Origin of the sequence: Terrisporobacter vanillatitrophus (genome assembly GCF_051148895.1) — a bacterium.
In the GTDB taxonomy this organism is placed as follows: domain Bacteria; phylum Bacillota; class Clostridia; order Peptostreptococcales; family Peptostreptococcaceae; genus Terrisporobacter; species Terrisporobacter vanillatitrophus.
Map to the genome: position 1 here is coordinate 3,284,698 of NZ_CP154625.1, position 26,218 is coordinate 3,310,915.

Genomic DNA, 26,218 nt, shown 5'->3' on the forward strand with positions numbered 1-26,218 from the left:
TTCTCATTATATATTACTACTCTAAAAACTAAAAAAGACTAAAGGAAATTAATTTCCTTTAGTCTTTTAAATTTTTATATTATATTTACAAGGTTATTTCTATACTAGTTTATCTCATCTTCAATTTTAAATTGAGATGCAACAGCTTGAAGATCTTCTGCTTGTTTAGATAAATCATTACTTGCTGCTGAACTTTCCTCAGATGTTGATACATTTGTTTGCACAACATTACTTATTTCTTCAATACCTTCTAATGTTTGTTTTAAAGCTGTAGCTTGCTCAGAAGATGCATCAGATATCTCATCTATTAATTTTACTGATTCAGATACACCTTGCAGTACCTCTGCAAGCATTTCTCCCGTTTTATTAGCTATTTTATTTCCATTTTCTACAGCCTTAATAGACTCTTCAATTAAGTGAGTAGTTTCTTTTGCTGCATCTGCTGATTTTGTTGCTAGATTTCTTACTTCATCAGCCACCACTGCAAATCCTTTACCTGCTTCTCCAGCTCTAGATGCTTCCACAGCTGCATTTAATGCTAATATATTTGTTTGGAATGCAATATCTTCAATAACTTTTATTACTTTGCCTATTTCTGATGATTTATTATTTATTTCAGTTATTGCCTCCATCATTTTTTTCATTTGATCATTACTTAAATTTGAAAGTTCTCCCACAGACTTAATTTGATCAGCAGCACCTAGTGCATTTTCTGCATTTTTTGATACTCTATCAGATAAATCATTTACTGTTGCTGTTAATTCTTCTGTTGTGTTTGCTTGGTATAAAGCCCCATCTGCAAGAACTTGTGCTGCAGTAGCTATTTCTTTTGAACCTAGTGCTACATTTTCTGATGTTTCTATAATTTGTCCTATAGTATTTTTAAATATATTAGAAAGTTGTATTAATGAGTCTTTAATTTTCTCAAACTCTCCGTCATAAGCTTGTTTTAAATCTATATTTAAATCTCCTGCTGAGAATCTATTTAATGACTCTGATATCTCATCTATATATACAATATACTCATTTAATCTTGTAACTAGCTTCTTCATTGATTGAGCTAATTTACCTGTTTCATCTTTATTATCTATATCTATTTCAGCATCAAGATTACCTTCTGCTAATTCTTCTGTAATCTCCATAAGTCTTTGAATTGGTGATACTATACTTCTTGTAACAAAATATATTACTATTAAAAGAATTAAAATTGCAGCTCCATAAGTAAACATCATATCTTTCTGCTGTTTTTTTACTAATGCTTTATATCGATCTTCATTTATACTAAAAATAGTTTTTAAACCAGCATCTCTTGTTGCATTTACAATTCCATAACGTGTTTGTCCATTGTCAGTATATTCTATAACTTTTTTACTAGGATTATCTATTTCTTTTATCATATTGTCATCAAATCCTATTTCGCCAACATTTTTAAGCAACTTATCACTATCATTACTTGCTAGCACTTGTCCTGATCTAGATACAAGCATAGTATATGCGTCTTTTCCAAATTCAGTTTCGTTAGATGCTATTTTATTACTTAAATCATTAAGTTGAATATCTACAGCTGCTATACCAACGATTTCATTTCCATCTAAACTATATACTGGTGCAGAAAATGTTACTATCATATTTCCAGAAATAACATCTTCAAATGGATCAGTTATTATGTATCCATTTTCTATGTCTTCTTGATTTGAAAACCAATATTTTTTTGCTTTTAAATCAAAATCTTTATCTGAAACCCAGCTAGTACCATCAAATGCTAATGAATCTTTAGCTGAACAAACATATGCTGTTGATATTTGTGCATCGTTTTCCGCTACAAATCCTAAATACTTATATGTATCTTTAAAGGAAGATTTATCTTTATAATTCTCTTTAGTAGCTTCAGTTAGTACTGTTCTTACAGACGTATTTCCTGCCATCTGAGTTGCCATAGTTTTGTATCTTGTGAAATACTCATCAATATTAGCTACTAATTTTTCTGTAGTCAGCGTTGAGATAGACTCTTGAGAATCACTAACCATATTAAGTGTATTTTTCATTGAAATTCCACCTGAGATAATCATTGCTAAAATTGCTACTCCACCAATCATTACTAAAATTTTTGTCTTTATACTTTTCATTTTTCTGTTCCCCCTCCTCGGTTTTACTTATTTGAATTGATTACTTGTAATATAACATTGATTTTTACTTCAAATTAAATTCCAAATATTTCATATTATCTCCCAAAAGTTATACGACTAAATTTGTAAAAACTTTAACATTTTACAATATAATATTTTATTTAAATACAAAAAAATCACTTACTTTTAAGAGTAAGTGATTTTTTTATATCTATTAAATATTATTTTTTACCATATCTACAAAGTATTTATGTACTCTGTTATCCTCCGTCAATTCAGGATGAAAAGAAGTTACAAACATATTGTCTTCTTTTGCTTCAACTATATTTTTATCTACTACGGATAATACTTCTACCTTATCTCCAACAGATTCTATATAAGGAGCTCTTATAAACACCATATGAATATCATCGCCAATTTCTTTTATAGTAGACTTAGTATGGAAACTTCCCAGCTGTCTTCCATAGGCATTTCTTCTCACCTCAATATCCATAGTAGCCAAATGCTTTGTATCATCTTCATAAATACTTTTAGCCAGTAAAATCATACCTGCACAGGTTCCCCATACAGGTAATCCACTTTCTATTTTTTCTTTTAATTCATTATATATATCTAAATTTCTAATTAACTTTCCCATGGTAGTGCTCTCTCCACCAGGAATAATTAGCCCATCAATATTTTTTAAATCTTCTTTATTTCTAATTTCTATAGTATCAACATTTAAACTTTTTAATATACTTATATGCTCTTCATAAGCACCTTGCATGGCAAGTACTCCAATTTTCATATTACCAACCCCTAGCTGCTAATAATTCTTTATCTTCTAAAGTATTCACTGCCACACCGCTCATAGCCCCACCTAAGTCTTCTGATATTTGTGCTAAAACTTTAGGATTATTATAATTTGTAACAGCTTTTACTATGGCTTCTGCTCTTTTTTCTGGATTATCTGATTTAAATATTCCTGATCCTACAAATACTCCATCACAACCTAGTTGCATCATTAATGCTGCATCTGCTGGAGTTGCAATTCCTCCTGCTGCAAAGTTTACTACTGGAAGTGTATTATTTTCATGAACATATTTAACTAAATCGTATGGTGCTCCCATTTCTTTAGCTGCATTCATTAATTCTTCTTCACCCATAGATACTATTTTTCTAATTTGAGAAGTTACCGTTCTCATATGTTTAACTGATTCTACCACATCTCCAGTTCCTGCTTCACCTTTTGTTCTTATCATTGATGCTCCTTCGCCAATTCTTCTAAGAGCTTCTCCTAAGTTTCTTGCTCCACAAACAAAAGGCACTTCAAATTTAGTTTTTTCTATATGATAAACATTATCTGCCGGTGTTAAAACTTCACTTTCATCTATAAAATCTATTTCTAAAGCTTCAAGTATTTGCGCTTCTACAAAATGTCCAATCCTTACTTTTGCCATAACTGGTATACTTACAGCTTCTTGTATTTCTTTTATCATTTTAGGATCGGACATTCTTGCCACTCCACCTTCTTTTCTTATATCAGATGGAACTCTTTCTAATGCCATAACTGCACATGCTCCTGCATTTTGTGCTATTATTGCCTCTGCTGGATTAGTTACATCCATTATTACTCCACCTTTTAACATTTGTGCCAAATTTTTATTTAATACTTCTCTACTCATTAATTGTACCCCCTTATTGTTTTTTATAAAAATATAGTAGTACAATTTTAATTGTATCACAACAAAAGTTTAGTTTTTCATAATTTTATGCAAATTGTACCAATACATTTTGTATTGATAAAAACTTCCTCATACATAAAAAAACTTGAAGCAAAATACTCCAAGTTTTTTATCACTATGCATTTGTCTGGCTATTTAAACCTTTAACTTTTTCAAATTCATCAATTATATCCTGAGATGGTTCTTTGTCCAATTTGCTAACTATATAAATTACTAAGGCTGAAAATAAAAATCCTGGAACAATTTCATATAGACCAAATATTCCACCTAAAGCTACTCCTAATCTTCTCCAAATTATAACACTTACACCACCAGTTATCATTCCTGCAATAGCTCCTCTTTTAGTTGTTCTTTTCCAGAAAAGTGAAAATAAAACTATGGGACCAAAAGTAGCTCCAAATCCTGCCCATGCATTTTCCACAAGCCCAAGTACTGTATTATTTGGGTTAGTTGCAATAACTGCCGCTATAATTGCTACAATAATAACTGTAAAGCGACTTACAATCATAAGTTCTTTGTCACTTGCATTTTTTCTTAATTTAGCTTTATAAAAATCTTCTGTTATGGCTGATGCAGTTACAAGAAGTTGTGAGTCTGCTGTACTCATTATTGCTGCAAGTATAGCTGCCAAAAATAATCCAGCTAAAACTATAGGAAATATGGAAAGCACCATTTTAATATATACTGTTTCACCAGCTGTGGTACTTAAGTCTTCGCCTAAATAAACTCTTCCTAATAGTCCTACCAAAACTGCTGCAACAAGTGAGAATATTACCCATACCATTGCAATTCTTCTAGAATGTTTTATCTCTTCTGCATTTTTTATCCCCATAAATCTTACTAAAATATGTGGCTGACCAAAATATCCAAGTCCCCAAGCTAATGATGAAACTACTGATATTAAAGCCACTCTACTTCCATCTGATGTAGTAAAAGCATCGAGTAGTTGTGGATTTACTGAGTTTATATTAGCCAAAGTTTCGCTCAGTCCTCCCATACTTTCCACTGCTGCCACTGGAACTATTATTATTGCCATAAACATTAATATTCCTTGCACTAAATCTGTCCAACATACCGCAAAAAAACCTCCAGCAAAAGTATATGAAACTACAACTAAAACTGCTATTAATAAAGCTACCATATAATCTATATCAAATACTGTGGAGAATAATTTTGCTCCACTTACAAATCCAGATGCCGTATATACTAAGAAGAATATTAATATAAATAATGCGCTAACCATTCTTATAATATGCTGTTCATCTCTATATCTATTTCCCAGGAATCCTGGAATAGTTATAGAGTTTCCACATATTTCAGTATAATTTCTCAGTCTCTTTGCAACTAATTTCCAGTTAAAATACGTTCCTACTGCTAAGCCTACCGCTATCCATCCTGCTTCTATCCCAGATAAATATGCAGCTCCAGGTAATCCCATTAACAACCAACCACTCATATCTGAGGCTTGAGCGCTTATTGAAACAACCCATTTACCTAAAGACCTACCACCTAAGTAGTAGTCTGTTGTATTAGATGTTCTTTTAAATGCAACAATCCCTATGACTAACATCATTACTAGGTATAAAACAAATACTACAATTATTGTGATATTATTTCCTATCATAATAATTCCCCCTTTAAAATTTTTGTTCCTAATAATGTTTAGATTTTAATGTTATTTTTACAACTTCTGGCTTGCAATTAATTCTAACAAGTACCTTAGACCTTCCCAAACCTTTAGTAACTATCATAGTAGAATTATTTTTATCAAATTTCCCCAAGTCATATTTAGGGAAAAATTGCCTGTTTGGTGATAATAAACCTCCTATAATAGGAAGCCTAATTATTCCTCCATGTACATGACCTGCTAAGATAAGATCTGACCCCCATTTTTCATATTCATCAAAGTAAAAAGGTGTATGAACTAATAAAATATTATACTCATTCTTATTTATTAATGGTAAATTGTTTTGCAAAAAGCTTTTATCTAAGTATATGCTTTTATCCTTATCAAACAAATATTTATAACATTTAAATGGTACTGTTAATCCATAAATATTTATATGACTTTTATCTTTTTTTATTTGAATTTTTTCATTATCTAAGTGGATAGCTGATAAATATTGTAGCTTTTTAAAGTATTCTTTATATAACTCTTTATATCTTTTTATTAAAGCTTTTTGTTCATGATTGCCTGTAATATAGTATACCTGATATTTATTCGTTAAATTTTCCAACAAATTTAATGCTACTTGAAAATTTTTATTTTCTCCATCTATTATATCTCCTGTAATAAATACTACTTGAGGATTTATTTTATCAATCTCATTAATTAAATTAATATTATTTTTCCCAAAGGACCGGTTATGTAAGTCACTAATTTGAACAATAACATAATCATTAAACTCTCGTGGTATTTTTTTATTTTCTATAACATAATTAGCTATTTCTAATTTGTTCATTAATACTTATTTTCACCTGCAATTCTACTTATTACAAAAAAGTTATAGATTTCATTAAAATCTATAACTTTATGCATTATTAATTGTCTATCATTATATTTTTTATTTCATTTATAACTTCTTTTTTATTATCAAGAATTTTAATTGCCGATATTTTATTGTCTTCTGTAAATATGGCTAGTAGCTTATCTTCATTATCTAAATTATAAACATTTATAGATTTTTCTACTTTGTCATATAAGTATGCATCATAAGATGATTGTTTATTTCCTACTATTTTTTCCATTTCACTAGAATTAGCACCAGTAAAATTTTCTAGTTTTTCCATGTCTAAATCTGACATTTTAACTACATCTCCATCAGTATAACAATCTATAAGTATTTTAGATTTGTTCATATTTTTAGTTGTACTAAATCTAGAATAATCCACTATTTCCGCATTTTTTACTATTTTATCTTTTAGATGTAGATATAAAGAAGTGCTATTAGTATTCTCATCTGATATATCCTTTAAATAAATTAAATTTATATCTTTTAAATCTTCTACATCATATAATGTGTCTAATGTATCTAAACTATCTATCTTATTTTTATCTATCCAATATGCAGTAGCGTTAGGTTGACCCAAATTACTTAAGACATAATCATAATCTTTATTTATTATTTCATCTATATCATTTTGAACTTTAGTCATTGTTTTTTGTTTAGTTGCTTCATCTGGCAAAGTTATGCCTTTATTTTGGACTTGATAATTGGAGCATCCCGTAAAAAGCATGATCAAAATAATAATTGTAAATAATGATTTTTTAAGGTTCATAAATTAATCCTCCTTGTACCAAGTATAAGTAAATCTTTTATTTTGTCTTACATAGATGATTTTTATCAGTTTTTCTTATTTTTTAAATTATAACCTATAATTAACGGGAATTGATAACAAATATCATTTTGTAATTTTTTTGTAATACAAATTATATCCCTGTATTTTTCTTATTATTAATATAACAAAAATTTCCTTGAAAATCAACAACTCACATGATTATAATAAGTTTTATCTATTTTTATACAAAGCTATATCTGTCTTATTTACTGCAATTTAAGTCTACTTATAAAAAAAATTAATTTTTTTAATTCCAATAAAAAATCCTTCTATTTTTATATAAAAATAGAAGGATTTTAATTTTATAGATTTATATTTAAAAATGCTTTATAACCTCTATACATTTCAAATATATCTGCTTTTGAAGCAACTTCATAAGGTGCATGCATACTAAGTAATCCTACACCACAATCTAAAACTTCAGCACCATAATTAGCTAATATATATGCTACAGTACCTCCGCCTCCTTGATCAACTTTTCCAAGTTCTCCTGTTTGCCATACTACATTTTCTTTGTTAAATATTCTTCTTACTTCACAAACAAACTCTGCATTGGCATCACTTGTACCACTTTTTCCTCTTGAACCAGAGTATTTCATTATGGCAACACCTTTACCCATGTGAGCTGAGTTAGCTTTTTCGTATGCCGAAGAGAAATTCGGATCATAAGCTGCATTAACATCTCCAGATAATATCCTTGATCTTGACATAGCTCTTTTTATTTTTAAGTCAGAATAATCTCCTTGTAAGTTTATTAATTCTGCCACAGTATTTTCAAAGAATTTTGAGTGCATTCCTGTATTACCATAAGAACCTGTTTCTTCTTTATCAACACATAATGCAACTGCTGTATATTCTGGCCTTTCTGTTTCAAATAAAGCTTTTACACCTGCAAAAGCACATACTCTGTCATCTTGTCCATAAGAAATAACCATTGATTTATCTATTCCTAAGTCCTTTGCTTTTCCTGCTGGAACTACTTCTATTTCAGCACTTAAAAAATCCTCTTCAGTAATTCCATATTTTTCGTTTAATAACTTTAACATATTATATTTTACAGTAGCATTTTCTTCTTCATCAAAAGGAATACTTCCTATTAGTACGTTTAAATCTTCTCCACCAATAGCTTCACTTACTTTCTTTTGATTTTGTTCTGATGACAAATGAGGTAATAAGTCATTTATGCAAAATACTGGATCTTCTTCATCATCACCTATAGCTATATCAACTTTAGTACCATCTTGTAAAATTGCTACTCCATATAATGCAAGAGGCATAGATACCCATTGATATTTTTTAATTCCACCATAATAATGAGTTTTGAAATATGCCATATTATCATCTTCATATAATGGATTTTGTTTTAAATCTAATCTTGGTGAATCTATATGGGAAGCAACTATCTTCATACCTTCTTCTATATCTTTTTCACCAATTACAAATAACGCTACACCCTTATCTTTATTTCCAGCAAAGATTTTATCTCCAAATTGTATTTTGCCTTTTTTTAGTACTTCTTCTATAGATATAAAACCTTTTGATGATGCTAGTCTAATAATCTCTCGAGCACAAAGTCTTTCTGTTTTACTTTTATTTAAGAAATCAATATATTCTTTTGAGTATGACATAGCATTTTCCATATTATTCATTTTTTTTATAACTTTCCAACCATTTGCAAATTCATATTTTAAATTCATATTGAACTCCTTATTTATATATTTTATCAAAGCTAGCTTTTTAGCAATGGATATGTCTATAGTAGTAGCAAAGACATATAGTTGGAACTACTAACAAAACTAGTTTTTATTTTTCTTCGTTAATTCATCATACTCTTCTTGACTATGTACAACTTTTACATTTTCAAGTCTAGATCTAAAGTGAGCTCTAAAGTTTTCTAAGTATTCTTTTCTTAATACTTCTCTTTCTGCCAATTCTTCTTTTGTCAATCCTTCTTCTTTATTTTTCTTAGCTAAAAAATTTATTCTGTCTAATTTCTTTTGATCAAACATTTTTTCCTCCTAGTATTTTCACTCTATTAATAAAATATTTTATTACTTTTTATAGCTTCTCCATTTTTATAAGATGTAATAAACTCTTCTAAATTATTTTCTATTATAGTTATTCCTTTTTCTATATTCTCAATTGTTTCATTTGCTATGTTAATTCTGAAAAATCTATCATCCATTATATTATCAAAAAAATAAGTTCCTGGCGTAATACAAACTCCTTTTTCTAACATGAAGTTGTAGAAAACTTGAGATGAGTATCCTCTTGGTAGTTCAATAAAGAAATTCAGCCCACCTTGAGATTTATATATTTTTAGCTTGTCTCCTAGTTTTTCCTCTAATAATTTTTTTGTTTTTCTATATTTTTTAGTATAAACTTTATCTATGCTTTTTAAATATTCTTCCCAATTAAAATACTTCATATAATAGTACATAGACTTTTGTATAAGCCCTGGTGTAGATATATCTGAAGAATATTTTGCCCAAAGTATTTTCTTTTGAAGTTCTCTTGGTATATCAACTATACCAATTCTAAGTCCTGGCATAAGTATTTTCGAGAAAGACTTAATATAAATAACTCTATTTTTCATATCGTAACTTTTAAGCGGTCTATTATCTTTACTATCAAAAGGAAAGTCACTTATAAAGTCATCTTCCAAAATATAAAAATCATATTCTTCACTTAGTTCTATGAGCTTCTTTTTCTTATATTCGCTGTATGATATTCCACTTGGATTTTGAAAATTAGGCATAACATATATTAATTTAGGTTTTATTTTTTCTAATTTAAGCTTTAATATACCTATATCTATGCCATCATCCAACATAGGTATAGTAATGATTTTTGCACCTCTACTTTTAAATACTTCTAAAGCACCATTGTAAGTTGGTTCTTCCACAAATACCACATCTGAATAATTTATAAGACCTTTACAAACTATATCTATACCTTGTTGGGCACCTGAAATTATCTGTATATTATCCTTATTAGTATTTATCTTTTTCTTTTTTAAATATGTACTTAATTCTTCTCTTAATTCTTCAGAACCTTTTCCTTCATCATATTCAAAAATAGAAGCTCCATCATTTTCCAAAGCCATATTTATTGCTGCTTTAAAATTGTCTAAAGGAAACACATCCTTCGATGGATTACCACTATCAAAATGTATCATATCCTTATAGTTTTCCAAGTTAACTTCTTTATTTACCTTCATAGAAGAAACAAAAGTTCCACTACCTATTACCTTATATACATAGCCTTCTTTTTCCAACAACTCGTATACCTTAACAATAGTCGCATTATTGACACTTATAAAGTCTGCTAACTTTCTAATTGGTGGCAGTTTTTCATGTTCTTTTATTTTTCCCCCAACAATCATATCTTTTATATGATTATAAATTTGAATATATTTACTATTATTATCATCTAATTCTAATTTGTATTTATCCATTTAATCACCACTTACTTATTTTTAGATTTATTGATGTTTAAATATGTATTTGTTATCATTAATATATATAATACCAAATTTTTTATGAAAGGGGAAATAATAATGTTCTACGACTATCATATGCACAGTAACTTCTCTCCAGATAGTAAAACTCCCATGGAAAAAATGATTGAAACTTCTATCAGCTTAGGCTTAGAGGAAATATGTTTTACAGATCATATGGACTATGATGTAAATCAAACAGATAAATTTGTTGTAAATTACGAAAAATATTTACATAAACTAGAATCAATGCAGAAAAAATATGAAAACAAAATAAAAATAAAAAAAGGAATTGAATTAGGATTACAGCCTCACCTTATAGAACGATATAATGAGGATATGAAAAATCACACATTTGACTTTATATTATGTTCTCAACATGCCATAAATAAAAATGATTTATACTATGACGAATATTTTAAAGATAAAAATCAGCACGAGGCCTACGAAGTTTATTACAAAACTTTATATGATATAGTTAAAAACTTTAATAGCTATAGCGTTCTAGGTCATATAGATTTAGTAAAAAGATATGGAAATTATGATACTCTTCTTGGAGATAGCTTATATATGGATATTATAGAATCCATATTAAAAGAAGCCATTTATAATGGAAAAGGAATAGAGGTAAACACTTCTTGCTTTAGATATAATTTACCTGACTTAACTCCTTCAAGAAACATAATATCTCTTTACAAAGAATTAGGAGGAGAAATTATTACTACAGGTTCTGATTCTCACTCTCCAGCTTTTATTTCTTGTAAATTTGATTATATCTATCCTTATCTAAAAGATTTGGGATTTAAGTATATATCTACCTTTGATAATTTAAAACCAAATTTTATAAAATTATAATTATTTTTTCACCTCCACAAGAATACATTTTTAGTATGTGGAGGTGATTTTTTGAGAATTCCTAATTTAGTTTTATCGACAATAATATTGTTCATATCAAACCTAATAGTAAGGATATTAGGCTTTTTATATAAAATATTTCTATCACGGGTCATGGGGGATGTGGGCCTTGGAATATATCATATGGTCTTCAACTTTTTGATGATTTGTATTGCTCTGACCACCACAGGTATTCCCACTGCCCTTTCTTGTTTAGTTGCAAAGGAGAATGCTTTAAAGGATAAAAAAGATGCAAATATATTTTTTATATCTACCTTATATGTATCATTTTTTATATCACTGCTAATTTCATTGTTCGTATCTTTTAATAGTACATATTTATCTTTTAGACTTTTGCATGATAAAAATTTAAATTTATTTATTCTTTCCATATGTCCAGCCATAGTTATAATCACCATCTCCAATGTATTACGAGGGTATTTTTATGGAATAAAAAAAGTTATGGTTCCTGCTATAGGTCAAGTTATTGAACAAGTTACAAGAATTTTATTTGTGTTTTTATTAGCAATGTACATAAGTGATAAGGCTATGATTTGTTATGTGACACTTCTTGGTATTTCCATTGGTGAGGCAACTAATGTGATTTATATGAGTATTTGTCTTTACAAAGAATCATCCTTATACAATAAATTTACTATAAGACTTAGAGATTTTTATTATTCATCTATGGAGACTTTAAAAATGGCACTACCTATTACATGTAATAGAATGTCTTCCGTTGTTTTACAGTCAGTAAGTTCTATGATAGTGCCTTCTAGATTGGTTTTGTCTGGAATATCATATACACAGTCCATAGGACTTTATGGTATTGTTTGTGGTATGGTAATGCCCTTTGTTTATCTTCCATTTACCATAGGTTCTGCTCTTGTAGTAAATTTAATTCCAAGCATCTCTCAAGAGGTTGCTTTAAATAAAATTAAAAATATAAAATTAAAAATATACTATGCTGTTATTTTAACTGTAGGTGTAGGTATTGTATCCTCCTTATTTTTTTATTTTTTCGGAGAAGAATTATGTTTAATAGTTTTTAACAACAAAACTGCTGGTATTTACTTAAAAGCTATATTTCTAGCACCTCTTTTTCTTAGTTTAAATCAAACTTTATCAGGAATACTTCATGCCATAAGAAAAGAGGTTGTATCTAGTGTAAATACCATTATTGGAATGGTTATTCAAGTTATCGCTATTTATTTCTTATTACCTATACCTAGTCTAAATATGTATGCCTATATTTATGCTATAACTGCCACATCTATCTTTACAACGATTCTTCACAGTATAGTTTTAATAAAAGCATTGAAAAAAATGTAGGGAAAGTAGGTGAAACCTTGATTAATAATATAAAACCATTTTATGTTTATGAAGAAAAGAATTCTTTATTTATAAAAAATATTAATGAAAAAATAGATAAAATTGCAAATAATGTTGTTTCCTATTGTGCAAATTTTGATGATAACAACTTTATTCATATTTGTTCCATTGATACAAAGGGTAAGTTAATTCATTTTATGTACAAAGATGGTAATGTAAGGCGAAGATCTCTTTGTAAAGTCTGTAATAATACAAATAACTTGAAAAATATGAGACTTTTTATTATTCAAAATAATTTAAATGTATTTTTAGTAGAAGAATCTGCTATTAAAAATAATCGCTATAGAGTATCTCATTATAATTTTAGTCCTAGTAATTATCACCTTCATAAATACCATATTAATAATATTGTTAAAAATGATAAGTGTATTTATAGATTAAATATTGATCATATGAGCAATATGATTTTTACCTATGATACAACTACAAATAATAAATCTGAAATTAATACTAAAACTTTAATTTTTAATTATAGTAATAAAAAATGGATTCCGACTCATAGCTTACTTAGAAACTCTACCCCTTTTTCTAATTTTAAGTCTACTTCAACTATTAAGGATGACATTTTTGAATACTGTTATAGTATCAATTATAAAAATTAAAAAATAAAAGGACTATCAAAATTGATAGTCCTTACTTTTAGTAGAGTAAAATTAAACAATTATCTTATAAAAAGTTTCCTTAAAAAATTTAAATTAGTTTGAACCACAACTTGGGAAGTTACATACGTTGGCAAAAGTATCAACTACTCTTGGAGTTACTCCTCCAGATACACCTAGTACTACTAATTGATCGCTTACTAAAACACTTACTGTTTCTTCTACACAAGCAATTAAATCTATTCCACTTGGTATAGTTAATTCGAAGCAGTCACAGTCACATCCACAGCAATCTTCTGCAGATATAAAAGCTTTTGATATGCAGTCAACTGTTAAAGCAACTTGGTAATCTTGTCTTAATTTAAATGCTCTTCCGCTAGATGGACAACAAATTCTAGCTGCTAATGTGTTAAATCTAAATTCAACAGAATCAACTCTACATAATTGTCCGCCCATTTTCTTAACTGCTGGAAAAGCAAGAGCAACTATCTTAGTACATCCGCAGTGTCCTCTTAATTCAAGAACTAAATCATTTGCTATAACTGTTAATCCTCTTTCTTTGTAAGATAAACTTTGACCTCTGTTTTGTGCACAGCAAGTTGCATTTCTTTCTGGGCAAACTGCATATTCAAATACTGTATCACAAGGCGCATTATCTTCTATTTCTGTAACTTCAAAATCTTCTACTGTAGGTATTCCCGGTACTACTTCTAAAGATGAGAAATTCATGCAAACTTCATCAATTACAACATTAGCTAACCCTGTTGTTGGAACAGATCCATCAACTTCAACAACGTCAAAATCAAAGAATAAAGTTTCGCCATTTGGTCCTGTTGCATCTGTAAATATTTGAAATTGAACTGAATCAAATATTCTATCTGCTTCTATTGCCACTGGACTAGCATTTTTAGTAGAAAAACTTGGTCTAAGTCCATCACAACATTGATCCCCAGCGCAAGGATTTGCTACGCAAGTATCACTTTCAACTTGGCATGGCTCACATGGTTCACAGCTTGGTTTCTTACATTCACAAACACATTCGCATTCACAAATTTCATGCTCATGTTTTGGATGACAAGTTTCATGTTCATGTTTTGGGTGACAATTTTTTCCTTGACTTATAGGTTGAGTTTGTTCAAGGTTATCGTTATTTGTATTGTTTTTGTGTTTGCATCCTCTATCAAGCTCATCTATCTCTACTGTAGCTTCTTGTTCACAAGTATTCTTTATCGCAGACATTTGTTTGTTATGCATTTTTCTTTTACTTCTTTTTAGGTCGTTCATTTTTCGTTATCCCCCTTAAATGATATTTATTAAATGTCCTGGCTTTGTAAGCCTAATTAATATTATGCTTTTTGAGTGTTAATTGTGACTTCTGTATGGTTAAACATAGCAAAAGGTAGAATAAAATTTTTTTTTGTAAATATATTATAGTATGAACTTTTTTAGGAGGTTTAAAATGAGTTTTATAAATGAACGTTGCGCTATAATTAGGCGAAGTGATAAAGATATGTTTTATATGTATTTAGACAGCGATGGTCTTTACTATAATTATTATGATGTTAATGGTTATATTGTTCATAGAGATAAACTGATTAGTGATATGGACTTAGACTTTACTAGGTACTCTTTTTCCCTTGATAAAGATAATAATGTTTATTGTGTTTATTGTGACAAATCTTTGCAAGTTCTTGAGTGTAAAGATAGTTCCTTTATTTTTACTCAAAAAGAATATATAACTTATAATTATAAAAAATTTGGCTTAGCATTTCCTTATGTAAAATATGTGGACAGTAAGCCTCATGTTTTTTATTATGTTTTTAATAATAGCTCCACTAGCACTTGCGCTCTATTTCATCATTACAAGCATAATGATTACTGGATAGAAAATAAAATTGATTTTATAAATCATATTGTTTTAGATAGCTTTACAGTACTTTGGAATGAATCAGTTCCCACTATTTTTTATTTTAATTTAGTTAATGGATGTGAGGAAATTTTTGCATCTAGATTTAATCTTGGCACTTTTACTTGGAGCGAACCTGTTCAAATAACAAATACAGGTAAAAATAAGCTTTATTTAAATGGAATAAGAGATAACATTAATTTTTATCACCTTTGCTTTTGTGAACATGAAACAAATGGATATGTTGTAAAATATGTAAGTGGATATCTCAATGAAAATAAGTTTAATCTAGATACATCTTCATACTTAAGTGAACCTTCCACTTGTATGTATCCTTCTATAGTAAAAGTTGATAATATTCTTCTTGTATCGTGGGTAAATTTTAATAAGTTATTTACTTCTAGCTCTAAAAATTCTGGTCAATCATGGTCTGAACCTGTAATGGATGAATATTCTGCTGAAGATAAATTTATAAGATCAGCATTTTATTCTAATTATAAAGAAGACTTAAAATACAATGTAAGTAATGTTTTTTCAACTCTTAATGACGTGGGCATCTTAGGAATTTAGTATATAAAATTGGGAGTGTAGATAGGTTTGTGTAAAAACAAACTTACCTACACTTTTTTAGTATTTAAAATTGGTAAGTTTGGAATAATATTCATATTAAAATTTATGGAGGTTTGTAAAATGAAAGATATAATTATTCCGGATATTGATTATCAAGCAGAGGTGAAAAAATGTAAGACAATGGAAGACATCGTTGGAAAAAATGGATTGATGCAAAAACTATTCAAGGATGTAATGCAACAACTTTTAGAGGCTGAAATGGAAGAACATCTAGGTAGAGAGAAATATGAAAGATCTGATAATAATGATACAAATTATCGAAATGGATATAGTTCAAAGACAATAAGTAGTAGTTTTGGTGATATTGGATTAGATGTTCCAAGAGATAGAAAATCAGAATTTGAACCGAAGGTTGTTAAGAAATATGAAACAGTATGTAATGAATTAGATAAAAAGATAATAGGTCTTTATGCTTGTGGAATGAGTGTGAGAGATATTCAATCTGAAATGGAAGAGCTATATGGTATAGATGTATCACCTTCAATGATTTCTAAGATAACAGATAAGGTTGTTGAGGCTGCCGCCGAATGGCAAAGTAGAACACTTGATGAAATTTATCCTATAGTATATATGGATGCTATGCATTTTAAAGTAAGAGATGATAATAAAATAGTATCTAAAGCTGCATACATTTGTATGGCCTTAGATATGAAAGGAAAAAAAGATATATTAGGTATTTGGATAGGTGAATCTGAAGGGGCAAAGTTCTGGCTATCAGTATGTAATGATTTAAAAAATAGAGGTTTAAATGATATATTAATAGCTTGCATGGATGGTTTAAAAGGCCTTCCAGAAGCAATAAAAACTGTATATCCAGATGTGAATATACAAACTTGCATAGTACATCAAATTAGAAATTCATTAAAATATATAGCATCAAAAGATCAAAAGGAATTTATGAAAGATTTAAAGAATGTGTATAGAGCATTCAATGAAGAAACTGCGCTTGCAAATTTAGATATTTTAAAAGATAAATGGTATAACAAGTATTCAGTTGTAATAGATTCTTGGTATAATAATTGGCCTAATTTAGCAACGTTTTTCGATTTTTCTGAAGATATTAGAAGAATCATATATACTACAAACTCACTAGAAGGTTTTAATAGACAGCTAAGAAAATATACAAAGGTTAGAACTGTATTTCCTACAGATGAGTCACTAAGAAAATCTCTGTATCTTTCTACTATGAAAATCATAGAAAAATGGACATCTCCAAATCAAAATTGGGCTACCACTTTAGCGCAGCTAACAATTAGATTTGAAGATAGAATTCCTAAAAAATATACAATCTAAAATTTTTTTGAAAATGGTAAATTTAGTGTATATTGTCCTAAATTAGACACATAATAAAAATGTATAAAATACCATTATTAGTATTCCAATCAAATAAAAAAATATTACTGGAATAAGTAATTTCCAGTAATATCAATTAATAAATAAGTCTATTTACACAAATCTATAGACATTCTCATAAAATTGAAAATTTGCAAAATAAAAATGTTGCTAAAATAGCAACATTTTTTTATTCCCAAGGCACCGTTGGTCCCATAAATTCAGACCCGAGAATCTCCCAGGTGGGTGACCTGCTCACAAGTTTAAATTCCTTTATATAAATATAATGGCATCTTACTATTGCAAGACCCGATCTCCCGTATAGTGCATGTCGGTTGAATTTAAAGGATACCTATCGTATGTCCCAGGAGTTTTTTATTTTTTATTTATATTTATTATAATACAAAAGTCGAAATAATTAAAGTAGTTTATTCTGTAAAAGTTTTTAATTTTAAGATAATTTTACAATATCTTGTAATTTAACTTATGTAAGTATCTAAATGTTATCTAAAACACTGTATTTTATCACATTTGTTTCTTTCTTTTGTTTCTATTTTTTTTAGATTTACTTTTACTATATTTTTTATTATTTGTCATAGCTTTATTTACTTTCAAATATTCATCATAATCATATGCTGTATTTTCATCTTCAACATCTTCCATGTCATCTTCATCTACCTCTACATACTCATATTCTTTTTCTTCTTCCTCTTCATCATCATCATCATCATCTAAGCTTCTTAATAAACTTCCTAATAATTTCAAGTTACTAATGCTTCCTAAATTATTAATATCTGCAAGAGAACTTAAACTAAATCCTCCACCTTCTTCTCCATCTGGTAAAAATAACTCTGCAAATAAATCTATCATTTTTTTCATTTCAAGAGCTTTTTCCACAGATTGTTTTTTCTTTTCTGGGAAAACTTCTATTATTTCCTTAATCATCATATTTTTCTTGTCTTCTTCATCCATACTTCTGAAAAAGTCACTTTCATCTTCTTCGCTCAATATATTAATGTGATTTAATTTTTTTATTCCTTTTACTAAATCAAGAACACTTTCCAACTTTATCAGTATATTTCTTTCTTCTTTGTTCATATACTTCTTCGTTCTTGTTATTATTTCCATTCCTCTATCTAAATCTTCTTCGCTTAGATCCATTAAATTGATACCTTTGTTAACGTCCACCATATCAAACTTCAAAATATTTTTAATTGGATCATTTTTTCTTTCTCTATTAGGATCTTTGCTTCGTGTTTTCTTTTTTATTTTTTTAACTTTTCTAACCGTTGAACCACTTCTTTTATTTTGATTACTTTTAGTACTTGGTTCAATAACTTCCACCTTTGTCGACTCCTCTGCTGGCTTATTTGATTTATTTTTATTATCAAATAATGATACATTACCATTACTTAATAGCATCATTGCAAGTATTAACAGTAAATTGTTCACACAAGTCACCCCTTAATATTACTACTCCTTCTTAATAAAATATGACTCCCAAATCAGATGTGTTACATTTTTAATATGCTAATGCATATATATTTTTTATAAGGATTCATCTATCTTAATTAATCTAACTACTTTATTAGCAAATTACTTCTATATATTAATACTATGAGAAAAATTCCATATATATTATAGAAAGTATTTTTTTTCTTTGAAAGTTGATATACTATATCTTATTTGTAAAGGTAGTACCTTAGCAGATGTTATCTCTCCATTTTTTTATACAAAATATTTTAAATTTACTGGCTTTTCTATAACTTTTAATAAATTAATATTTAATTCATTTGTTTACACTAAATTATTTATATTGTATATTATATATAATCTAATAAAAGGACGGTGTTTTTCATTACTATAGATCAGATAAAATATTTTTTAGCTATTAATACATATAAAAGTTTTTCTTTAGCTGCAGAAGAATTATGTATATCTCAATCTTCATTATCTAAACAAATTAAAGCTTTAGAACATGAGTTAAATACACTTTTATTTAATAGAACAACACGTAGTATTAATTTAACTGACGCCGGCAAAGAGTTTCTAATTCATAGCAAAAAAATAATAAAAGAGTATGATAATACTATTAATTCCATGAAAAAATACTCTACCAATAAACATACTACAATAAAAATAGGTACCATACCTGTTATATCTCAGTATGGTATAATATCATCTATTGCATCCTTCAAAAACATTTATCCTAATATTAATATAGATGTAATTGAAGGTGAAAGAGTTGATATAATTGGTATGTTAGATAAGGGAGATATTGATTTTGCTTTTATTAGGGATTTTCATATGGATAAGAATAAATTTCAAATTCATCCTTTAATAAATGATGAATTAGTTATTATAACATCTAAAGATCATCCTTTTTCTAATAAGAAGTATATTTCTTTAGAAGATACAATAAATGAAAAATTTATAATGTTATGTTCTAAATCTGGACTTGATAAATTTTGTATTGAAGAGTGCGAAAAATGTGGTTTTACACCAAATATTATTTATAGTGTAAATAAAATTGAAACAATTTTAGGCCTTGTAAGTGAAAATTTTGGAATTTCACTACTTATGAAAAGAGTTATTTCTCCTTTTAACAAAGATAAAATATCCATTAACTTACTAAAAAAACCTATAACAAATTCTTTTTCCTTACTTTATAAAAGTGATAAAAAACTATCAAAGGATGAAATTTTATTTAAAGAATTTATACAAAACAATAATGGGTAATATTTATATTTCATATTATTTGTATACAAATAAGCTGTATTTAGGAGTTTTTGTCCTTAATACAGCTTTTATTAATACTTATTTTTAGTTAAATTTTATAACTTTAATAATTTTTATTCGTACTTTTTCACTTCATACTTATTCATATCTACATCCATAAATTTAGACCTGATAAATCTGTGCTTTTGATTATATGGTACTGTACAATCATAAATAGTTTTACATGTTATTCCATTATCTCTAAGCATGGAATTATAAGTAGTATTTTGTGATGGATCCAAAGGATGGCATCTTACTCCAGGTATAAATATTGTATCTATATCTCCTTGATATCTAGTATTTAGTGCCCAAAGTACATCATTACTATCAAATAAATCAACATCTTCATCTACTAAAATTACATGCTTTAATTCAGAGAATGCAGTAAAAGCAATAAGTGCTGCTTGTCGTTGTCTTCCTTCATCACTTGGCATAAGCTTTTTAAATTGAATAACTGCCATATACTTTCCACCACCTGCACTATGTGCGTAAACATTTTGAAGTCTACCTGGCATTGATTTTTCTATCATTTCTATAATACTAGCTTCTGTTGGAATACCTGCTAAGTTTACATGTTCTTCACTTGGTCCTATACAAGTTTGCATAATTGGATTTTTTCTATGAGTAATTGCCTTTACTTTTATTACAGGTAATCCCGGATGAGCTTCTCCTGTATATCCAGGAAATTCTGGCATAGCTTTACCTGTATTAGTATTTAAGTCTTCTCTAATCCTTTTATTTGGTATTAATTCACCTTCTATTACATATTCAGCATTGGCAATGGATCTTTCTTGTATAGTAACACAATTAACCATCTCAACTGGTTTTTTTCTGATTCCTCCTGCTATGGAGATTTCATTAAAACCTAAAGGTGTTGTTGGTGGTTCAAAACATGATGCCACACATATTGCTGGATCTACTCCAATACTTATTGATATTGGTAGTGGTTTATTCTCTCCTTCTGCCTTTTTTCTGAAAGCATCTAAATGTCTTATGCCTGGTGTGAAGAACATGGTCATTTCATCCTTGGACTGTAGACATAATCTATGAATTGTCACATCTCCTTCTCCAGTATCAGGGTCTGATGCATAGCACATGCCCAAAGTTATATATGGACCAGCATCTTCTAATGTATTTGTTGGTGCTGGAAGAATTTTTCTAATATCAAAGCCTTCGTCAGTAGCATAGTGTACTACCTCTTGGCATTTTGCATTTTCATTAGGTATTGTTATAGGTTTTATTGCATCTTTTACAGCTTCATTTAATAGAAAGCCTAGTTCATTTGATTTACATCCCATTAACCTTGCAACTCTTTCTCTACTAGCAAATGTTCCTATTAAAACTTTTGCATCTTTATGATCTTTTATATTATTAAACATCATAGCAGGGCCAGTTTTTGTAGGTCTCATTACAGTTCCTCCAGCTCCCACATGTCTATATACTCCTGCCAATTCTCCATGACAATCTACTTTTGTGTCAGTAAATACTATTTCTCCTTCTTTTTTTAAGAAATCTATGGCAGATCTTAAATCATCTATTTCTATATTTTTTCTATCAATTTTCATTTAAATTTCCCCTTTCCATCTTTTTTCATTATGAATATTAATGTTCAATTGATCTAATACTCTCATCACATGATGATCTATAATATCATCTATTGTTTTAGGATTTGAGTAAAATCCTGGCATAGGAGGAACTATTTGAACCCCTAAACGTGAAAGCTTTAACATGTTTTCTAAATGTATAGCATTTAGAGGCGTTTCCCTAGGACATATAACAAGTTTTCTATTTTCTTTTAACACCACATCTGCTGCTCTACTTATCAAACTATCTGCATATCCATTACTAATAGCACTTAATGTTTTCATAGAACATGGCAAAATTATCATTCCAGAATTTATAAATGAACCACTGGCAATTCTAGATGCCATATTATCATTATCATAAACATAAGTAGCTAAAGATTTTACATATTCATATGTATATTCTGTTTCTATAGCTAAATTGGCTACTGCCCATTTACTCATAATTAAATGAGTATTTATATTTGTTATTTCTTTCAGTTTTTCTAGTATTCTAACTGTATAAATTATCCCAGTTGCGCCTGTGGCTGCTATAATTAAATCCATTTTATTCTCCCTTTATAATAGAAATTATTTCTTCTAATAATTCTTCGCTTAGTTTTATAACTATTTTTATTTCTTCTCCTGTAATATTTTCCAAATGTATTCCTACTGAAATCATATAGTTTCCTTTAAAAATATCACCTATTCTTTGTGAGAATCTTTGAGATATTATATATTCCTTGTGATTTCCATATACAATAGTATTCTTTTCAAAGTCTTTATTTTGAAATCCTTCTCCACCATAACTTATAGCTCCCACATGTGGTACATCTCCTCCAGAAACAACAATTATTAAGTCTTTGCCCACATAATTAGCCTTTAAATCTATATTTACTCTTCCTAATTTTCTATTTAAATTAATCATTTTATTTCATATACTCCTGGTGAATCTGCATTTTTCATTCTATAAATCTCCTTTATCATTGCCCCTTTATCATTTTTATTTGTAAAGCTTTTATATTCATATTATATTTTTTAATATTAGCTTTTCAATTCAAATAAATAAAGGTATTTATTCTTATAGAGAATAAATACCTTTATTTATTACTATTTTTCATTATATTTATAAATATTTATTGATTTTTTATTTTTTTGTTATATAATTAAGTTAACCATGTAACTCTTATGAGTTAACGTAAATAATAATTATTTAGGAGGATCATCATGAAACTTTCAACTAAAGAACTTATAGTCTGTGCTCTTTTTGCTGCTATAATATCAATTTTAGCTCAAATTTCAATACCATTACCTTTTACAACAGTTCCACTTACTATGTTAATTTTTGCTGTAGCTGTAACAGGATTAATTCTAGGCCCTAAATTAGGTGCTATTTCTGTCTTAATTTATTTATTACTAGGTGGAATAGGATTACCTGTATTTGCTCAATTTTCAGGAGGACTGGGTGTTTTATTTGGACCAACAGGAGGATATTTATTAGGACTTCCTTTAATGGTTTATATAGTAGGTTTTGGTAAAGAGAAATCTTCATCACCTATAATAATTTTCTTATCTCTAATAATGGGATTAATTAGTGTATATATAACTGGAACTTTAATGTTTGCTGTGATTACTGGAAATACAATTTACCAAAGTATATTATACTGTGTAGCCCCTTTCGCTTTTATAGATTTGATAAAGTTAGTATTAGCTTACATTATAGGTTTATCTGTTTCAAAAAGAGTATCATTTACCCCTACATTTTAATAGGAATTAATTTAATTAAAATTTGCATACTTATAAAAGACTGTATCTACTTACACAGTCTTTTTTTATTATTTATTAATATACTTATATTAAAGATTTATTTTAAGAAGTGTAACACTATTAAAACACTTGTGCATATATTAAATAATAGGTTAATTAACACTACATTAAATATACAATATTTGAACATATAATTTACAAATCACTAAGTAAAAAGTAATATGGAAAGGAGTTTGCTATGAAGAAAGTAGATCCAAAAACCCTTGAAAAGTTTGCTAAAGAGAAAAATATTGATAAAAACAAAGTTGAAAAAATAGCTGAAGGTTATAAAGGAAAGTCAGAGGATGAACTTATTGATGAGCTTGTTAAAATTGGTAAAAACTTAAAAGGTAAAGATGAGGTAGTCTCTAAATTTAAAAGCTTCTTAGATCCACAACAACAACAAAAGCTTGATAATATAATGAACAAAATAACAGATGCAGAAGTACAAGAAAAAGTTAAGAAAAATGCTAAAAAGACTAAGTCTATTAATAAAAATAACAATACTCAAATTGAAGAAAATACACCTACTCCTAAGAAAAAGGTTAAAAAAGTTAAAAAGGTTAAAAAATCATCTAATAGAAATAGTTCATCAGAAAATTAATTTATCAACTAATAGAAAAATCCAAAAACCCATCCCTAAATTAAGGATGGGTTTTATAAATTATTCTATTGCACTGTGTATTTTATTTAATATTTTATCTCTTATTTCTTTTCCTTGCTTCAACATTTCTGCACAACTGTCAGCATATTTTTGGGCAAGGTCTTTATTTTCTAAACTCATAAGATTAACTTTAACATTTAGTATGGCACCCTCAAGCCCTGTACAAAGCATCAATGTTCCCACACCAATGTCAGTAATGGCATTTTGATTTCCATTGTCTACTAAAAATTCTAACTCTTTCATTGCATCTAGTGACAATGCAGCAGTTTTGTATGGAACTTTTATAGAGTATAATGTTGCATCTGCCATAGCCTTTTGTCTTTCTGTTATTTGTTTAAAAGTATCTTTTGGCATTTTTAAAGCTTTCATAAATTCATTGAATGACTGAGTATCTTCATCCACAAGTTTGCTCATTTCTTCTCTTATTTTTCCCAGTTTATCAAACTTAAGTTCAAATTCTTCTTTCACCGCATCATCTAGAGCTTCGTACTTCTTTTTTCCAAAGCTTAGATGAGCCATCATTCTAGAAAGACCAATTCCTATATCAGAAGCAAGAGCAGCCACTGAACCACCGCCTGGTGCTGGTGAATTTGAATCTACTTCATTTGCAAAGTTTGTCACTGTCATATCGATTAATTTCATATACATCCCCCTAAAAAATTTCCATGCTCATGCTTTTGGAAATGTTTTAATAAACTACATGCTTGTTTTTAACCACAAGTCTCCCTTCTTTATAAACCCTATCTATATGGTTTATTCCAAAGTGATACATTAAATATTCCACATTTGGTGCATCAAATACAGCTATATCAGCTTTTTTACCTACTTCAATAGAACCTATTTCTGTTGCCCTATCTACACAGTGAGCTGCATTTATTGTTACTGCTGTTAGTACTTCATTTGGTGTCATTTTTAAGTTTAAGCATCCAAGCTGCATTACAAATTGTAAGTTTTCACTTGGACAACTTCCTGGATTATAATCACTTGATAAGCTTATTGGAACATTTAAATCAATCATCTTTCTACCATGGGCAGAAGGTTTATTTAAATTAAATGATGTTCCTGGAAGAATATTTGCTATTACACCTTTCCCAGCCATGTCTTTTAGACCTTGCTCACTGGCAGCCATTAAATGATCTGCAGATGTACAACCAAGTTTAGCAGCAAGCTCTGCTCCACCTATAGGAACAATCTCATCAGCATGAATCTTTAATTTATAGCCCATTTCCTTTGCTTTGCTAAGTATGTAGTCACTTTCTTCCACTGAAAATACTCCTTCTTCGCAAAATACATCGCAAAATTCAGCTAAGTCCAGTTCTTTCACTTTAGGCATAATTTCTTCCACCAATAGTTTAATATATGCTTCACTGTTTGACTTATATTCCACTGGCACTGCATGTGCTCCTAAAAATGTATGTACTAAATCCACAGGATGGTCTTTGTCTAATTTATGAGCTACTTGAAGTTGCTTAACTTCTGTTTCAAGCTCTAGACCATATCCACTCTTTTCTTCCACAGTAGTTACACCAAACTCTAACATTCTATCTAAACTTTTCTTAGCTTTGTTATATAGTTCATCAAAGGTAGCTTTCTTTGTAGAGTTTACTGTGCTTAAAATGCCTCCACCTTCTTTTAAAATCTGAATATAAGGTACGCCATTTAGTTTTTTTGAAAATTCATTTTCTCTAGAACCTCCATGGACTAAATGAGTGTGAGAATCAACAAGACCAGGAGTTACAAGCATTCCACTTGCATCATCTATAATAGTATTTTCTCCTACTAACTCTTTATAGTCTTCACCAGTTCCTACTTTGAAAATTTTCCCTTCAACTACTGCAATATAAGCATTTTCTAATATTGTTAGCTCATTCATTTCCTTTCCTATTTTAGGTAAAAATGAGCCTTCCATAGTAACTAACTTTCCTATATTTTTTATAATTAAATCCATTTTCATCTTAATCTACTCC

24 protein-coding genes and 1 other RNA gene are annotated in these 26,218 nt (G+C 28.6%); 8 read left to right on the forward strand and 17 right to left on the reverse strand.

Annotated features, from left to right (window positions below; translation table 11 throughout):
- Positions 1-104 precede the first annotated feature (104 nt).
- The 9 genes from TVTCOM_RS16235 to TVTCOM_RS16275 form a co-directional block, all read right to left on the reverse strand.
- The gene (locus TVTCOM_RS16235) at positions 105-2,126 is read right to left on the reverse strand and encodes a methyl-accepting chemotaxis protein (RefSeq protein ID WP_434797301.1); all 2,022 of its coding nucleotides are present in this window, start codon (positions 2,124-2,126) and stop codon (positions 105-107) included.
- Positions 2,127-2,340: 214 nt separating this feature from the next.
- Positions 2,341-2,913: a pyridoxal 5'-phosphate synthase glutaminase subunit PdxT gene (pdxT, locus tag TVTCOM_RS16240; protein ID WP_434797302.1), complete on the reverse strand. Its 573-nt coding sequence runs from the start codon at positions 2,911-2,913 to the stop codon at positions 2,341-2,343.
- A 1-nt stretch (position 2,914) separates the two neighbouring features.
- Positions 2,915-3,790, reverse strand: a complete 876-nt coding sequence (gene pdxS / locus TVTCOM_RS16245) for a pyridoxal 5'-phosphate synthase lyase subunit PdxS (protein ID WP_434797303.1) — start codon at positions 3,788-3,790, stop codon at positions 2,915-2,917.
- A gap of 175 nt (positions 3,791-3,965) precedes the next feature.
- Positions 3,966-5,474: a sodium/proline symporter PutP gene (gene putP, locus TVTCOM_RS16250; protein WP_434797304.1), complete on the reverse strand. Its 1,509-nt coding sequence runs from the start codon at positions 5,472-5,474 to the stop codon at positions 3,966-3,968.
- Positions 5,475-5,502: 28 nt separating this feature from the next.
- Positions 5,503-6,312, reverse strand: a complete 810-nt coding sequence (locus tag TVTCOM_RS16255; RefSeq protein WP_434797305.1) for a metallophosphoesterase — start codon at positions 6,310-6,312, stop codon at positions 5,503-5,505.
- A gap of 79 nt (positions 6,313-6,391) precedes the next feature.
- The gene (locus TVTCOM_RS16260) at positions 6,392-7,129 is read right to left on the reverse strand and encodes a hypothetical protein (RefSeq protein WP_434797306.1); all 738 of its coding nucleotides are present in this window, start codon (positions 7,127-7,129) and stop codon (positions 6,392-6,394) included.
- Between the two features lie 362 nt (positions 7,130-7,491).
- Entirely contained in the window at positions 7,492-8,886 is a 1,395-nt protein-coding gene (locus TVTCOM_RS16265; protein WP_434797307.1) for an aminopeptidase, read from the reverse strand.
- A gap of 99 nt (positions 8,887-8,985) precedes the next feature.
- Complete coding sequence (locus TVTCOM_RS16270; protein ID WP_434797308.1) at positions 8,986-9,198, reverse strand: DUF896 domain-containing protein; 213 nt, start codon at positions 9,196-9,198, stop codon at positions 8,986-8,988.
- 26 nt (positions 9,199-9,224) lie between these two features.
- Entirely contained in the window at positions 9,225-10,646 is a 1,422-nt protein-coding gene (locus tag TVTCOM_RS16275; protein WP_434797309.1) for a PLP-dependent aminotransferase family protein, read from the reverse strand.
- Positions 10,647-10,748: 102 nt separating this feature from the next.
- Between TVTCOM_RS16275 and TVTCOM_RS16280 the strand changes: the two genes are divergently transcribed.
- The 3 genes from TVTCOM_RS16280 (at position 10,749) to TVTCOM_RS16290 (ending at position 13,576) form a co-directional block, all read left to right on the forward strand.
- A complete protein-coding gene (locus tag TVTCOM_RS16280) occupies positions 10,749-11,543 on the forward strand; it encodes a histidinol-phosphatase HisJ family protein (protein WP_434797310.1) in 795 nt (264 codons plus the stop codon).
- Positions 11,544-11,630: 87 nt separating this feature from the next.
- Positions 11,631-12,914 carry a polysaccharide biosynthesis protein gene (locus TVTCOM_RS16285; RefSeq protein WP_434799762.1) on the forward strand — a complete coding sequence of 428 codons (1,284 nt, stop codon included), beginning with the start codon at positions 11,631-11,633 and terminating at the stop codon, positions 12,912-12,914.
- 17 nt (positions 12,915-12,931) lie between these two features.
- Positions 12,932-13,576 (forward strand): hypothetical protein, encoded by a 645-nt coding sequence (locus TVTCOM_RS16290; protein ID WP_434797311.1) that lies wholly within the window; start codon positions 12,932-12,934, stop codon positions 13,574-13,576.
- A gap of 93 nt (positions 13,577-13,669) precedes the next feature.
- Here the strand turns inward: TVTCOM_RS16290 and TVTCOM_RS16295 are convergent, their stop codons facing one another.
- Positions 13,670-14,857, reverse strand: coding sequence for an exosporium morphogenetic protein CdeC (locus TVTCOM_RS16295; RefSeq protein ID WP_434797312.1), 1,188 nt, complete (start codon positions 14,855-14,857; stop codon positions 13,670-13,672).
- 175 nt (positions 14,858-15,032) lie between these two features.
- Between TVTCOM_RS16295 and TVTCOM_RS16300 the strand changes: the two genes are divergently transcribed.
- Positions 15,033-16,049, forward strand: a complete 1,017-nt coding sequence (locus TVTCOM_RS16300; RefSeq protein WP_434797313.1) for a hypothetical protein — start codon at positions 15,033-15,035, stop codon at positions 16,047-16,049.
- A gap of 120 nt (positions 16,050-16,169) precedes the next feature.
- Entirely contained in the window at positions 16,170-17,402 is a 1,233-nt protein-coding gene (locus tag TVTCOM_RS16305) for an IS256 family transposase (RefSeq protein ID WP_434796184.1), read from the forward strand.
- A 233-nt stretch (positions 17,403-17,635) separates the two neighbouring features.
- On the opposite strand, the gene ssrS is transcribed toward TVTCOM_RS16305, so the two are convergent.
- Positions 17,636-17,811, reverse strand: a non-coding RNA gene (ssrS, locus tag TVTCOM_RS16310) — 6S RNA.
- A gap of 155 nt (positions 17,812-17,966) precedes the next feature.
- Entirely contained in the window at positions 17,967-18,893 is a 927-nt protein-coding gene (locus TVTCOM_RS16315) for a hypothetical protein (protein ID WP_434797314.1), read from the reverse strand.
- A gap of 396 nt (positions 18,894-19,289) precedes the next feature.
- On the opposite strand from TVTCOM_RS16315, the gene TVTCOM_RS16320 reads away from it, so the two are divergent.
- Positions 19,290-20,180 (forward strand): LysR family transcriptional regulator, encoded by an 891-nt coding sequence (locus TVTCOM_RS16320; RefSeq protein WP_434797315.1) that lies wholly within the window; start codon positions 19,290-19,292, stop codon positions 20,178-20,180.
- 113 nt (positions 20,181-20,293) lie between these two features.
- On the opposite strand, the gene TVTCOM_RS16325 is transcribed toward TVTCOM_RS16320, so the two are convergent.
- Genes TVTCOM_RS16325 through TVTCOM_RS16335 form a run of 3 tightly spaced genes read right to left on the reverse strand, consistent with a single transcriptional unit; the run spans position 20,294 to position 22,709 of the window.
- Entirely contained in the window at positions 20,294-21,784 is a 1,491-nt protein-coding gene (locus TVTCOM_RS16325) for a UbiD family decarboxylase (protein WP_434797316.1), read from the reverse strand.
- Positions 21,785-22,348, reverse strand: coding sequence for a UbiX family flavin prenyltransferase (locus TVTCOM_RS16330; protein ID WP_434797317.1), 564 nt, complete (start codon positions 22,346-22,348; stop codon positions 21,785-21,787).
- A gap of 1 nt (position 22,349) precedes the next feature.
- Complete coding sequence (locus TVTCOM_RS16335) at positions 22,350-22,709, reverse strand: hypothetical protein (protein ID WP_434797318.1); 360 nt, start codon at positions 22,707-22,709, stop codon at positions 22,350-22,352.
- A gap of 299 nt (positions 22,710-23,008) precedes the next feature.
- Between TVTCOM_RS16335 and TVTCOM_RS16340 the strand changes: the two genes are divergently transcribed.
- Positions 23,009-23,548, forward strand: a complete 540-nt coding sequence (locus tag TVTCOM_RS16340; protein ID WP_434797319.1) for a biotin transporter BioY — start codon at positions 23,009-23,011, stop codon at positions 23,546-23,548.
- A 238-nt stretch (positions 23,549-23,786) separates the two neighbouring features.
- Entirely contained in the window at positions 23,787-24,191 is a 405-nt protein-coding gene (locus tag TVTCOM_RS16345) for a hypothetical protein (RefSeq protein WP_434797320.1), read from the forward strand.
- Between the two features lie 60 nt (positions 24,192-24,251).
- Here the strand turns inward: TVTCOM_RS16345 and TVTCOM_RS16350 are convergent, their stop codons facing one another.
- Complete coding sequence (locus tag TVTCOM_RS16350) at positions 24,252-24,893, reverse strand: cyclodeaminase/cyclohydrolase family protein (RefSeq protein WP_434797321.1); 642 nt, start codon at positions 24,891-24,893, stop codon at positions 24,252-24,254.
- A gap of 46 nt (positions 24,894-24,939) precedes the next feature.
- Positions 24,940-26,205, reverse strand: a complete 1,266-nt coding sequence (gene hutI / locus TVTCOM_RS16355; protein ID WP_434797322.1) for an imidazolonepropionase — start codon at positions 26,203-26,205, stop codon at positions 24,940-24,942.
- Positions 26,206-26,218: the final 13 nt, after the last annotated feature.

Excerpts from the sequence above, each read along its gene's own strand:
- TVTCOM_RS16235 (WP_434797301.1), bottom strand. The coding sequence starts at position 2,126 with ATGAAAAGTATAAAGACAAAAATTTTAGTAATGATTGGTGGAGTAGCA.
- pdxT (WP_434797302.1), bottom strand. The coding sequence starts at position 2,913 with ATGAAAATTGGAGTACTTGCCATGCAAGGTGCTTATGAAGAGCATATA.
- pdxS (WP_434797303.1), bottom strand. The coding sequence starts at position 3,790 with ATGAGTAGAGAAGTATTAAATAAAAATTTGGCACAAATGTTAAAAGGT.
- putP (WP_434797304.1), bottom strand. The coding sequence starts at position 5,474 with ATGATAGGAAATAATATCACAATAATTGTAGTATTTGTTTTATACCTA.
- TVTCOM_RS16255 (WP_434797305.1), bottom strand. The coding sequence starts at position 6,312 with ATGAACAAATTAGAAATAGCTAATTATGTTATAGAAAATAAAAAAATA.
- TVTCOM_RS16260 (WP_434797306.1), bottom strand. The coding sequence starts at position 7,129 with ATGAACCTTAAAAAATCATTATTTACAATTATTATTTTGATCATGCTT.
- TVTCOM_RS16265 (WP_434797307.1), bottom strand. The coding sequence starts at position 8,886 with ATGAATTTAAAATATGAATTTGCAAATGGTTGGAAAGTTATAAAAAAA.
- TVTCOM_RS16270 (WP_434797308.1), bottom strand. The coding sequence starts at position 9,198 with ATGTTTGATCAAAAGAAATTAGACAGAATAAATTTTTTAGCTAAGAAA.
- TVTCOM_RS16275 (WP_434797309.1), bottom strand. The coding sequence starts at position 10,646 with ATGGATAAATACAAATTAGAATTAGATGATAATAATAGTAAATATATT.
- TVTCOM_RS16280 (WP_434797310.1), top strand. The coding sequence starts at position 10,749 with ATGTTCTACGACTATCATATGCACAGTAACTTCTCTCCAGATAGTAAA.
- TVTCOM_RS16295 (WP_434797312.1), bottom strand. The coding sequence starts at position 14,857 with ATGAACGACCTAAAAAGAAGTAAAAGAAAAATGCATAACAAACAAATG.
- TVTCOM_RS16300 (WP_434797313.1), top strand. The coding sequence starts at position 15,033 with ATGAGTTTTATAAATGAACGTTGCGCTATAATTAGGCGAAGTGATAAA.
- TVTCOM_RS16305 (WP_434796184.1), top strand. The coding sequence starts at position 16,170 with ATGAAAGATATAATTATTCCGGATATTGATTATCAAGCAGAGGTGAAA.
- TVTCOM_RS16325 (WP_434797316.1), bottom strand. The coding sequence starts at position 21,784 with ATGAAAATTGATAGAAAAAATATAGAAATAGATGATTTAAGATCTGCC.
- TVTCOM_RS16330 (WP_434797317.1), bottom strand. The coding sequence starts at position 22,348 with ATGGATTTAATTATAGCAGCCACAGGCGCAACTGGGATAATTTATACA.
- TVTCOM_RS16335 (WP_434797318.1), bottom strand. The coding sequence starts at position 22,709 with ATGATTAATTTAAATAGAAAATTAGGAAGAGTAAATATAGATTTAAAG.
- TVTCOM_RS16340 (WP_434797319.1), top strand. The coding sequence starts at position 23,009 with ATGAAACTTTCAACTAAAGAACTTATAGTCTGTGCTCTTTTTGCTGCT.
- TVTCOM_RS16345 (WP_434797320.1), top strand. The coding sequence starts at position 23,787 with ATGAAGAAAGTAGATCCAAAAACCCTTGAAAAGTTTGCTAAAGAGAAA.
- TVTCOM_RS16350 (WP_434797321.1), bottom strand. The coding sequence starts at position 24,893 with ATGAAATTAATCGATATGACAGTGACAAACTTTGCAAATGAAGTAGAT.
- hutI (WP_434797322.1), bottom strand. The coding sequence starts at position 26,205 with ATGAAAATGGATTTAATTATAAAAAATATAGGAAAGTTAGTTACTATG.